At 68.1% G+C, this 10955-nt stretch carries 10 protein-coding genes; 1 reads left to right on the top strand and 9 read right to left on the bottom strand.

Translation table 11 applies throughout. The features are described from left to right. The first annotated feature begins 95 nt into the window (after positions 1-95). Positions 96-1580: a tryptophan halogenase family protein gene (locus KB874_RS11190; RefSeq protein WP_212536667.1), complete on the top strand. Its 1485-nt coding sequence runs from the start codon at positions 96-98 to the stop codon at positions 1578-1580. On the opposite strand, the gene KB874_RS11185 is transcribed toward KB874_RS11190, so the two are convergent. The 9 genes from KB874_RS11185 to KB874_RS11145 all read right to left on the bottom strand — a co-directional run bounded on the left by KB874_RS11185 (position 1571) and on the right by KB874_RS11145 (position 10945). Then, a complete protein-coding gene (locus KB874_RS11185; protein WP_212536666.1) occupies positions 1571-2143 on the bottom strand; it encodes a toxin-activating lysine-acyltransferase in 573 nt (190 codons plus the stop codon). The two genes, KB874_RS11190 and KB874_RS11185, sit on opposite strands and share 10 nt — an antisense overlap. A gap of 136 nt (positions 2144-2279) precedes the next feature. Next, positions 2280-2648 carry a DUF5368 domain-containing protein gene (locus tag KB874_RS11180; RefSeq protein WP_212536665.1) on the bottom strand — a complete coding sequence of 123 codons (369 nt, stop codon included), beginning with the start codon at positions 2646-2648 and terminating at the stop codon, positions 2280-2282. Positions 2649-2660: 12 nt separating this feature from the next. Continuing rightward, on the bottom strand, positions 2661-3983 hold the full coding sequence (locus tag KB874_RS11175; protein ID WP_212536664.1) for an NAD(P)/FAD-dependent oxidoreductase: 1323 nt from the start codon (positions 3981-3983) through the stop codon (positions 2661-2663). 76 nt (positions 3984-4059) lie between these two features. Beyond that, positions 4060-4494, bottom strand: coding sequence for a DsrE family protein (locus KB874_RS11170; protein ID WP_212536663.1), 435 nt, complete (start codon positions 4492-4494; stop codon positions 4060-4062). Positions 4495-4603: 109 nt separating this feature from the next. Next, a complete protein-coding gene (gene cydX, locus KB874_RS11165) occupies positions 4604-4741 on the bottom strand; it encodes a cytochrome bd-I oxidase subunit CydX (protein WP_212536662.1) in 138 nt (45 codons plus the stop codon). A 15-nt stretch (positions 4742-4756) separates the two neighbouring features. Next, the gene (gene cydB / locus KB874_RS11160) at positions 4757-5920 is read right to left on the bottom strand and encodes a cytochrome d ubiquinol oxidase subunit II (RefSeq protein ID WP_212536661.1); all 1164 of its coding nucleotides are present in this window, start codon (positions 5918-5920) and stop codon (positions 4757-4759) included. 5 nt (positions 5921-5925) lie between these two features. Further along, a complete protein-coding gene (locus tag KB874_RS11155) occupies positions 5926-7533 on the bottom strand; it encodes a cytochrome ubiquinol oxidase subunit I (RefSeq protein ID WP_212536660.1) in 1608 nt (535 codons plus the stop codon). A gap of 101 nt (positions 7534-7634) precedes the next feature. After that, positions 7635-9314: an amino acid ABC transporter ATP-binding/permease protein gene (locus KB874_RS11150; RefSeq protein WP_212536659.1), complete on the bottom strand. Its 1680-nt coding sequence runs from the start codon at positions 9312-9314 to the stop codon at positions 7635-7637. Further along, the gene (locus tag KB874_RS11145; protein WP_212536658.1) at positions 9311-10945 is read right to left on the bottom strand and encodes an ABC transporter ATP-binding protein/permease; all 1635 of its coding nucleotides are present in this window, start codon (positions 10943-10945) and stop codon (positions 9311-9313) included. Before KB874_RS11145 ends, KB874_RS11150 begins: the two co-directional genes overlap by 4 nt. Positions 10946-10955: the final 10 nt, after the last annotated feature.

Here is a 10955-nt window from a genome sequence, read left to right as displayed (position 1 = left end):
AACCGCAGTCTGGCACATCGCCCGGCGCGGCGAAGACTGGATTTGCCCGGCGCCCGTGTTAGCCTGCGCTGATGGAGACCTTGCACAAAGACCCCATGCGCGTTGTCATCCTCGGCGGCGGCACCGCCGGCTGGATGGCCGCCGCCGCGCTGTCGGAATACTTCGGTCGGACACTGGCGATCACCCTTATCGAATCCGGCGCCATCGGCACGGTTGGCGTGGGCGAGGCGACGATCCCGCAGATCCGCCTGTTCAACAGCGGGTTGAAGATCGACGAGCGCGATTTCCTGAGCGCCACACGCGGCACGATCAAGCTGGGGATCGAGTTCATCGGCTGGCAGCGCGCCGGCACACGCTATTTCCACGGTTTCGGAGACGTGGGCCGGCAGATCGGTCTGGTGCCCTTCCACCATTACTGGCTGCGCCATCATGCGCAGGGCGGCGCGCCGGACATCGAGGAATTCAGTCCCAACGCTCTCGCCGCGCGCGAGGGGCGCTATGGCGCAGCAGCGGGCAAACCCGCGCGCCTGCCCGCCTCGGCCTATCATTTCGACGCGGCACTCTATGCCGGTTTCCTGCGAAGCTATGCCGAGGCGCGCGGCGTTGCGCGGCTGGACGCGACCGTTCAAGGCTGGCGCCTGCACCCCGAAACCGGGTTCGTGACGGCGTTGGAGATGGAGGGCGGCACAGCGGTCGAGGGCGACCTGTTCGTTGATTGCTCGGGCTTTCGCGGTGTCCTGACCGAGCAAGCGCTGGAAACCGGCTACGAGGACTGGTCGCACTGGCTGCCCTGCGACCGGGCGATGGCGCTGCCCTCCGAGGGGCGGGGACGGCTGGACCCGTTCACGCGTTCGACTGCCCGCGAGGCAGGCTGGCAATGGGAAATCCCCCTGCAGCACCGCACGGGCAACGGCCATGTCTATGCCAGCGGCTTCACCGACGACGAGGCGGCGCTGCGAACCTTGCGCGCCAACCTGCCGGGCAAGCCGCTGGGCGATCCGCGCCCGCTGCGTTTCCTCACCGGCAAGCGTCGGCGCATCTGGAACCGCAACGTCATCGCCCTGGGACTGGCGAGCGGCTTCCTCGAACCGCTGGAATCCACCTCGATCCACCTGATACAGGCGGGGATCGCGCGGCTTCTGGCACTGTTTCCCGACCGGCGCTGCGACCCGACGCTGGTCGACGAGTTCAACCGCCAGATGGATTTCGAGTTCACCGCGATTCGCGATTTCCTGATCCTGCACTACCATTTGACCGAGCGTGATGAGTCAGAGTTCTGGCGCTATTGCCGGGCCATGAGCATCCCCGACAGCCTGCGCGACAAGATGGACCTGTTCCGCGCTACGGGCCGCATCGTGCGTTTCAACACCGAGCTGTTCGACGTTCCGAGTTGGTTGCAGGTCATGCTGGGGCAGGGGCTGCGGCCCGGATCCTGGCACCCGATGGTCGATGCGGCGTCAGAGGTAGACCTGCACCGGTTCATCGCGACCACGGCGCAGGAAACGCGGGCGCAGGTCGACACCCTGGACAGCCACGACGCCTGGATCGCGCGGGTCGGCCGTCAACCCGCTCAGGCCTGAGGCGCCTCGGCCTGCGCCGTTTCCGAGGGGCTCTTGCGGGCGCCCATCTTTTTCAGCGTCTCGGCATCGACCAGCCGCGCGATAAGCGGGTGCAGGCGCAATTCGCCCTGTTTCGCCACCTGCCGGAAATTGGCGATGACCGAACCCACGGTCGCGCGATCCGGCGCGATCACGTCAAGCAGCCAGTTGATCTGGCCGCTCGTCCAGTCCTCGGGCTTGAGGCGGATGGGAAAGACACCCGCCGCGATCTGCTCGCGGATCTGCTTGTCGACCTCGTCGGACACGCTGGCCCAGATGGCGAAACCGGCCAGGTCGCTCATGGGTTTCTGCTCGGTCTTGCCGGGATAGGCGAAGGCGAGGCGATCCTTCAGCATCGGGTCGAGCACGAGGTGCTGCAGGTCGCGCAGCATCTGGTTGCTGTAGCGCGGCAGCATCATCATCGCCATGACGGCCGTGCCGAAATTCTCGCGCAGGGTCGAACGCAACTGCGCCAGCTTGCGCACAACCTCGGGGTCCATCTGCTGGCTGTCCGGAGTCGCGCTGTCGGGGGTCTCGTCGGTCATAATGGCATCTCGTTGAAATGGATTGACGGGTTCGGAAACTAGAGACGCTGGGTCGCGGGGTGTCAAGGCAGGCACCGCGCAGATCCGGGCCCGGCGCGTGGCGGCGCCGGGCCCGATCCTGCGAAATGCGATGGGCTCAGTCCCGGGCGCGCTCGTCCGAACGCATCGGCCAGAGCAGGGACTGCGCGGTATAGACGAGGATCGCGATCCCCACCGCCCCCGCCGCCGCGACGGCCAGCAGCACGATCACGTCCACCGGCCCGCCGATGTTCGACAGTCTGGAATGGGTCATCATCATGACGAACCACACCGCCGCCACGGCCCCCACCGGCATCGACACCTGTGCCAGCAGGAACTTGCGCCAGCTGATGCTGTGGTCGCGGATCAGGATATAGAGATAGGCCAGCGTCACCACGGCCGCCGCCGCGACCATGCCCCAGAACAGCCAGCGGCCGAAGATTTCCTCGAACACGGCGAGGATGGTGCCAAATGTCAGGTCCTTCATGTCTTGTCCTCCTCAGGCCCGGCCGCGCAGCATGGCGTTGTAGGTGGCCTTCAGCGCCACTTCCTTCATCAACCAGCTGATCCACAACTCCTCCAGCGGCGCGATCACGCCGGGGAAGGAGGGCACGAGATTGTTGTTGTAGTCGAACTCGACCAGCATGGCGCGGCCGACACGGGTGATCATCGGGCAGGAGGTGTAGCCGTTGTAGGATTCCCGCACCTCGCGCCCCTCGATGGCGGCGAGGATGCCGTCTTCGACCACCGGCACCTGCCATTTCACGGATGCTGCGGTCTTTCCCTTGGGCACGCCCGCCACGTCGCCCAAGGCCCAGATCGTGTCGTAGCGCAGATGGCGCAGCGTGGCCTTGTCGCATTCGACCCAGCCCTGGTCCGTCCACTTGTCGGCCCAGCTGAGGCCGGATTGCCGGATCACCTCGGGGGCACGCTGCGGCGGGATGACGTGGATGTAGTCGTAGTCGCGTTCAACGGGGCCCTCGGGCGAGGTGAAGGTTGCAACCTTGCGGCCCGGATCGATGGCGGTCAGCACGTGCGAATAGCAGGGCGCGATGCCCCGGTCGCCGAACAGCATCCGCACCTTTTCCGACACGATGGGCACGCCGAAGAGGCTGTCGTTGTTCGCCATGTAGGAAATGTCCATCCTGCCGCGCGTTCCGGCCTCGCGGGCGAGGTCCTCGATCAGGAAGGTGTGCTTGAGCGGGGCGCCCGCGCATTTCATCTCGGTCGCGGGGCGGGTGAACAGGCCCACACCGCCTTTCTCGATGAAACCCTGCGCGGCCTGCCAGGTTGCGGCGGCGTATTGCGGCCCGGCGTAAAGCGCGCCGATCCCGTCCTTGCCCACCATGTCGAGCGAGAAGCCCTGGATCGCGTCATGGTCAAGGATCAGGCCGGGGGCCAGCACGAGAAAATCGTATTCCAGCGTCTGGCCACCCGCGGTCGAGACTGTCCTTGCCTCGGGGTCGATGGCAGCGGCGGCCTCCTGGATCAGGGTCACGCCGCGCGGCAGCCAGTCGGTCGTCTGCGAGACGACGTAATCCTGCGGTTTCAGCCCTGCGGCGACCAGCGACAAGCCGGGCTGATACAGGTGTTCCTTGCGCGGGTCGATCAGGGTGATCGCAGCACCGTCAAGCCGCCGCACGAGGCGGTTGGCCAAGGCGGTCCCACCGGCGCCCGCGCCGATGATGACGATGCGGGCGCGGGTCTCTGTCTGCGCCTGCGCCGGGCGCAACTGCGCGCCGGTTGCCAGCGCCGCACCACCCGCGGCGAGGGTCAGGAACTGCCGCCGGGTCGCGGCTGTCTTTGGGGTCTGTGTCGTCATGGTCTCCTCCGCGAGGTGCCGGTGCGGCGTTGGCGTCTGATGCCCGCGCAAGTCTCGGCCTGCGCGGGTCTTGCGGTCAGTAACTGGCGATCCGTGCGCCGGGTGCGATCATCGCCGCGGCCATGTCGGCCGGCTTGGCGACGGTCACGCCGTCCAGCAGGATCGACGGCTGGGCACCCCGGCCGGGCAGGTAGATGGCGCACACCTCGACCCGCGCGCCCGGGATCTCCATGATTTTCATCAGCAGACCCTGCGGGCTCATGCCCATGGGCGGCTGCGGCGCGGTGGCCGAGGCGGGCGCCTCTTTCAGCGCGAGGTCGCCCGCGGGGCCGCAAAGCAGGATATGCGGCGTGGCGCCTTGCTGGGCGGCCTGCGAGGCGAGGACCATCGCCATCAGCTGGGTCTGCGCCTCGGGCGCGGTCAGAATGGTGACCAGCGTGTCCGGGGCTTCGGCCAGGGCGGGGCTGGCCAGGGCGAGGGCCGTGAGGACGGCTGCGATCGTGCGTTTCATCGGTGTTCTCCGTTTCGGGAATTCAGGGAACCGGGGCGGGCGGGAGGGGGATGCCCGCCCCGGCGGGGAAGACCGGCCGCCGGGACGATGGGCGGCGCGGCCTGTCTCGTCAGTGATGATGCTCGCCCACCGGGCAGTCGCCCTCGTCGGCGAAGCAGGCATCGGTGCGCAGTTCCAGCCAGATGGCGTTCAGCACGGCCAGGAGCGCGGCAAGCGGGAGGCCGAGAAGCCAGGCGAAATACCACATGTTTTCGGTCCTTTCTCAGTAGACGGTGTGGGGGTTTTCGGTGACGTCGGCCTCGGTGACCTTGCCCCAGAGCACTGTGTAGACCCACGAGGTGTAGGCGAGTATCAGGGGCATGAAGATCAGCGTGACGACCAGCATGATGAACAGCGTCTGGTGCGAACTGGAGGCATCCCAGACCGTCAGCGAGCTGTCCGGATCAACGGTCGAGGGCAGGATGAAGGGGAACATCGTCAGCCCCACGCTCGAGATGATCCCGAGGATGCCCATCTTGGACCACAGCAGGGTCGAGACCTCGCGCCCGGCCTTGAGACCGCGCACCGCCATCAGGATGCCCGCGAAACCCATCAGCGGGGCGATCGCGATCCAGGGCCGCGCGGCATAGGCCGACAGCCAGCTGCCGCCATGCGTCACGGGGTTGTAAAGCGGGTTGGACGGCCCGTTCGCGGCGACCTCTCCGGCCAGCGAGAACCCGTCGATCCCCAGCGCCAGCCAGACACCCGCCAGCGCATAGGCGGCGGCCGCGACCAGACCTGCCGTGGCGCCGATGGCGCGGGCGCGCTCGGCGACCTTGCCTTCGGATTTCAGGCTCAGCCAGGCCGCGCCGTGCATGAGCAGCATCGAGAAGGACACGACACCGGCCAGCAGGGCGAAGGGGCGCAGGAGGCCGACGAACTTGGTCAGGAACGACCCGTCATACATCGGCATCAGGTCGTCCGTCAGGTGGAAGGGAACACCCAGCAGGACATTGCCTACCGCCACGCCGAACAGCAGCGCCGGCACCGCGCCGCCCGCGAACAGCGCCCAGTCCCAGCCTGTGCGCCACGCCGCGCCATCGCGCTTGGAGCGATACTTGAACGCCACCGGGCGGACGATGAAGGCCGCAAGGACCACGAACATCGCCAGGTAAAAGCCCGAGAAGCTGACCGCATACAGCGGCGGCCAAGCGGCAAAGATCGCGCCGCCGCCGAGGATGAACCACACCTGGTTGCCTTCCCAGACCGGCCCCACCGTGTTGATGGCGACGCGGCGCTCCACGTCGGTCCTGGCGACGAAGGGCAGCAGCGCGCCCACGCCCATGTCGAACCCGTCGGTCAGCGCAAAGCCGATCAGCAGGATGCCCAGCAGCGCCCACCAGATGACACGGAGCGTGTCGTAGTCGATCAGTTCGTAAAGGATCATCTCATTCACTCCGCAAGGGTTGCGATGGGGGCGCCGGTGTCGCCGCGCAGGCGGCCTTCGTGGCGGGCCTGCCAGTCCTGCGTCTCGGCCACGTCGAGGAAGGGGCCCTTGCGGATGTATTTCACCATCAGGCTCATCTCGATCACGAACAGGACCGAGTAGAAGGTGACGAAGCCCGCCAGCGTGATCAGCAGGTCCGCGATGCTGAGATGCGAGGCCGACAGCGCGGTGGGCAGGACGCCATCCACGGTCCAGGGCTGGCGGCCGAACTCGGCCACGAACCAGCCCAGCTCTGCGGCAAGCCAGGGCGTCGGGATGATCGCCACGGCAGCGTAAAGCGACCAGCGAGGGAACTGCATGTTTCGAAAATTGGCCCGCCAGAAGAAATACAGCATGACTGCGATAAAGCTGAAGCCCAGCCCGACCATGACCCGGAAGGCCCAGAACAGAGGCGCCACGCCGGGAACCGTATCGTCGGCCGCCATGGCGATCTGGGTGTCCGTGGCGTCGCGCGGATCGTCCACGTAGCGCTTCAGCAGGAAGGCATAGCCCAGCGCGTCGGAATGCGCCTCGAAGGTCGCGCGGACCTCGGGTGGGGTCGCGTCGCGCTGCTCACGGATCGTCATCAGCGCGTCATAGGCGATCAGGCCCTCGCGGATCAGGTCCTCTGCCTCGGCGACCAGGTCATTGATGCCGGGAACCTCATGAGTCAGAGAGCGGGTGCCGATCAGGCCCATGACCCAGGGAATTTCCACCGCGTAATGCGTCTCGCGCGCCTCCTGGTCGGGAAAGCCGATGGCGGTGAATGGCGCCGGGGCGGGGTGGGTCTCCCACATGGCCTCGATCGCGGCCAGCTTCATCTTTTGCGTGTGGCTGGCGGAATAGCCCGACTCGTCGCCCAGCACGACCACCGACAGCGCCGAGGCGAGGCCAAAGGCCGATGCGACGGCGATGGAGCGGCGGGCGAGGTCCTTGTGCCGGTCCTGCAGCAGATACAGCGCCGAAACGCCGAGCACGAACACCGAGGCCGTGACATAGCCTGCCGAGACTGTGTGCACGAACTTCGCCTGCGCCACCTCGTTGAAGACCACGTCGAAGAACGAGGTCATTTCCATCCGCATCGTGTCGGGGTTGAACTCCGCACCAACCGGGTTCTGCATCCAGCCGTTGGCGATAAGGATCCACAGCGCCGAAAAGTTCGAGCCGATGGCCACCAGCCAGGCGACGACGGCGTGCTGCACCTTGGTCAGCTTGTCCCAGCCGAAGAAGAACAGGCCGACAAAGGTCGCCTCGAGAAAGAAGGCCATCAGCCCTTCGATCGCCAGCGGCGCACCGAAGATGTCGCCGACATAGTGGCTGTAGTAGCTCCAGTTCATGCCGAACTGGAACTCCATCGTGATGCCCGTGGCGACGCCCAGGACAAAGTTGATGCCGAACAGCGTGCCCCAGAACTTGGTCATCTGGCGCCAGATGGGGCGGTTCGTCATGACATAGACGGTCTCCATGATCGCGACGAGGATCGACAGGCCCAGCGTCAGCGGCACAAAGAGAAAGTGATACATGGCGGTCATCGCGAATTGCATGCGCGACAGCTCGACCAGTCCGATCTCCATTTTCGCCTCCTTGGTCAGAGAATATTCCGCATCTAGGATGTGGATTTCTGGCTTTTATATTCGAGATTCGGAAGGTGTTGTTGATCTGAATCAAACCCGCATCATGGATGCGAATTATTTTTGTCGGGCCCTGCAACGGGCCGCAGGCTCAGGCTGCGGTCGGCAAGGGCGATCTCTTCGGGGCGGTGCGCGGCCATCAGGATCGCGGCGCCGGGCAGGGCGGCGCGTAGCCCGTGCAGGACCTGTGTGGCCGTGGGGCCATCAAGACCCTCGGTCGGTTCGTCCAGCAGCAGGAGGTCCGGCTTGCACAGCAGCGCACGCGCCAGCGCCAGACGCCGCCCCTCGCCGCCCGACAGGCCCGTGCCGCGAAAGCCAAGCCGCAGGGAAAGCCCGCCGCGCGCTGTTATCGTGTCGGCCAGTTGGACAGCCCGCAGCGCCTGCCAGAGCGTCGTTTCGTCCGCCCCCGGCGCGGCAAGGCGCAGGTTCTCGGCCACGCTGCCCGCGATCAGCGCTTGGCGCTGCGGCACCATCGCGACGTGGTCGCGCAGCCAGTCGGGTGAGACATCGGCCAGAAGCATGCCACCCAGCGTCACGCGACCAGTGGCCGGCGTCAGCAGGCCGCGCGCAACCAGCAGAAGCGTGCTCTTGCCGCTGCCGCTGGGTCCGGTCAGGGCCACGGTCTCGCCCGGTGCGACGTCCAGGCTCAGCGGGTCGAACAGCGGTCGTTCGGCGCCGTCACGCACGACGGTCACGCCCTCCAGCCGCAGGAGCAGGCTTGCCGTCGGCGCGCGGCCGGTGGCGGGGGCCGTGACGGCTGTCACGGCCGGGGTGATGCGGCTGGCGGCCTGCACCATGCGGCCGATCTCGGGCAGGGCGCGGCGGATCGGGGCGGTCGCCTCTCCTAGGGCCAGCGAGGCGAAGATGCCGATGGCGGCCTGCGCGGGCGTGATCGCGCCCGCCTGCGCGAGGCTTCCGCCGATGGCCAGCGCCAGCGCGGTGACGGCGGTTCCTGTCAGGTCCAGTGCAAACCCGGTGCGCCGCTCGATCTGGTCCAGCCCGGCGCGGGCCATGCCGTGGCGTATCGCGGCATCGTTGACATGGAAGATGGCGGCGGGCAACTGGCCGAACATGGCGAGGTCGGACCGCGCGGCGATAAGGTCGATGAGGCGGCTGCGCAGCGCCTGCATGGCCGCCTCGGCCCGGCGCGACACAGGCCTTGCCCGCCCTTGCCCGATCAGGAACAGCAGAGTCGGCAGAACGCCCTGGCCCAGGGCCACGACCAGCCCCACCGCCGGGTGCACCAGCAGCGCCAGCGCCAGTGCGGTCAGCCCGACCACCGCCAGGCCCGCCAGACCCGGCAGGATCAGCCGCAGCAGCACGCCGTCCAGCGCCTCGACATCAGCCGTCACGCGGTTGAGGAAGGCATTGGCGCGCAGGCGTTCCAGCTGGCGATAGGGCGCGCGCAGCAGACCCTCCAGCAGCCGGACGCGCAGCCGCGACAGCGCCCGCAGCGTCGCGTCATGGGTCGAGATCCGTTCGCCATAGCGCGCGGCAGTGCGGCCCAGCGCCAGCAAGCGGACCAGCGCCGACGGCACGAAGACGTTGAACAGAATGCCGAGCCCGGTCAGCCCTGCCGCCGCCGCTGCGGTGATGAACCAGCCCGACAGGCCCAGCAGCGCGGCGCCCATGACGAGCACGGTCAGCGTCAGGGCAAGGCCGGTGACAAAGGCACGGCGCTCGCCTGCCAGCAGCAGCGTGGCGATGGACACAAGCGGCCTCATACGGTGTCCTCCTGCGCGGGGACAAGGCGCAACGCGCGGTCCAACCGGGCGATCAGGCGGGGATCGTGCGTGGCGGCGATCAGCGTGCCGCCCGAGGCGGCAAAGCCCATCAGCCCGTCGATCACCGCCTCGGCCGTGGTGGCGTCCAGATCGGCGGTCGGCTCGTCCGCCAGCAGCACCGAGGGGCCGCCATGCAGGGCGCGGGCCAGTGACACGCGCCGCGACTCGCCGCCGGACAGGCCCGCCCCGCGCTCGCCCAGCGTGGTCAGGTCGCCCTGCGGCAGCGTGGCCAGAACAGGCGCAAGCCTCGCTTGCTCCAGCACCTCGGACCGCAGCGGCGCGCCGAACCCGACATTGTGCCGCAGCGAGCGATTCAGGAACCAGGGCGCCTGGGGCATCCAGCCAATCCCGGCGCGCCAGGCGTCGACGGTGCCCTCGTCCAGCGGCGTCTCACCCAGCAAGACGCCGCCAGCCGCAGGGCGTTCCAGCCCTGCGATCACGCGCAGCAGCGTGGTCTTGCCGACACCGCTGGGCCCGGTCAGTGCCAGCGTCTCGCCCGGGGCGATGTCGATATCGGGCAGACGCGGGCCGCGGGGCAGGGTCAGGCCACGAAGGCGGATCGTCGTCGTCGGCATCGGCATGGCGGGCAGCCCTTGTCCGGGCAGGGTCGGGCGATCTTCGTCCCGCCATGCGTCGAGTTCGGCCTGCACGGCATCGGCCCCGGCCCGGTCATGCCAGGCGGCGGCCACGTCCCGCAATGGCTGGAAGAAATCGGGCGCAAGCAGCAGCAGGTAGAGCCCGGCGAAGGGCGTCAGGGGCGCGCCCCAACTGCCCCAGCCGATCGCTCCGAGCAGTGAAAAGCCGACCCAGACCGCCACCATCGCCACGCCCAGCGCCGCGAAAAGCTCCAGCACGGTCGAGGACAGGAAAGCGATCCGCAACACGGCCATCGTGCGCTGCCGCAGGCTGTCCGACGCTTCGGCAAAGCCGTTGATCACTGGCCCGCCGGCGCCGATCAGCGTCAGGTCGGAGAGGGCGGCCAGCCGGTCGGCAAGGATATCGCTGAACTGTCCGATCTCGCCCAGTTGCCGTTCGCTGGCCTCGCGCGCCGCCCAGCCGACAAGCGCCATGAACAGCGGGATCAGCGGACCGGCCAGCAGCAGCACCAGCGCGACTGCCCAGCTGAACCAGGCCGAGAGGGCGAGAATGACCAGCGGCATCACCGTTGCGCGCAAGCGCGCCGGGCGATAGCGCTGGATCGCGGCGCGTAGTATTTCGAGCTTGTCGGAAGCCAGCGCCGCCATCGCGCCCGCCCCGCCGAGGGCAGAGGGCGTGGCGGCGCGCGCCTCGACCGTCACGAACTCGTCGCGCAGCGCCGCGATCTGCGCCTCGGCGCAGGCGGAGAGCAGGCGCTGCGCGGCGCTGCCGAGCGCCGTCCGCAGCGCGCCCAGCGCGAAGAAGGCCACCGCCGCCGACAGGATCGGTGCTGGTGCCTGCCCGGCCAGCAGGTCCGACAGGACCAGCGCCACCGGCACCGCCTGAAGCGGCCAGACAAGGGCTGCCGCCAGCGACAGGGCGGACCCGATCCGACAGGCGCGGGCGTTCGAGGGGATGGGCGATGCGTCGGGCATGTCGGATTAT

Source organism: Thetidibacter halocola, from assembly GCF_018224955.1.
In the GTDB taxonomy this organism is placed as follows: domain Bacteria; phylum Pseudomonadota; class Alphaproteobacteria; order Rhodobacterales; family Rhodobacteraceae; genus Thetidibacter; species Thetidibacter halocola.
This window is presented reverse-complemented; position numbering and strand designations above follow the sequence as displayed.

What these genes read in the sequence shown, in the direction of transcription:
- KB874_RS11190 (WP_212536667.1), top strand. Translation starts at nt 96, where the DNA reads ATGCGCGTTGTCATCCTCGGCGGCGGCACCGCCGGCTGGATGGCCGCC.
- KB874_RS11185 (WP_212536666.1), bottom strand. Translation starts at nt 2,143, where the DNA reads ATGACCGACGAGACCCCCGACAGCGCGACTCCGGACAGCCAGCAGATG.
- KB874_RS11180 (WP_212536665.1), bottom strand. Translation starts at nt 2,648, where the DNA reads ATGAAGGACCTGACATTTGGCACCATCCTCGCCGTGTTCGAGGAAATC.
- KB874_RS11175 (WP_212536664.1), bottom strand. Translation starts at nt 3,983, where the DNA reads ATGACGACACAGACCCCAAAGACAGCCGCGACCCGGCGGCAGTTCCTG.
- KB874_RS11170 (WP_212536663.1), bottom strand. Translation starts at nt 4,494, where the DNA reads ATGAAACGCACGATCGCAGCCGTCCTCACGGCCCTCGCCCTGGCCAGC.
- cydX (WP_212536662.1), bottom strand. Translation starts at nt 4,741, where the DNA reads ATGTGGTATTTCGCCTGGCTTCTCGGCCTCCCGCTTGCCGCGCTCCTG.
- cydB (WP_212536661.1), bottom strand. Translation starts at nt 5,920, where the DNA reads ATGATCCTTTACGAACTGATCGACTACGACACGCTCCGTGTCATCTGG.
- KB874_RS11155 (WP_212536660.1), bottom strand. Translation starts at nt 7,533, where the DNA reads ATGGAGATCGGACTGGTCGAGCTGTCGCGCATGCAATTCGCGATGACC.
- KB874_RS11150 (WP_212536659.1), bottom strand. Translation starts at nt 9,314, where the DNA reads ATGAGGCCGCTTGTGTCCATCGCCACGCTGCTGCTGGCAGGCGAGCGC.
- KB874_RS11145 (WP_212536658.1), bottom strand. Translation starts at nt 10,945, where the DNA reads ATGCCCGACGCATCGCCCATCCCCTCGAACGCCCGCGCCTGTCGGATC.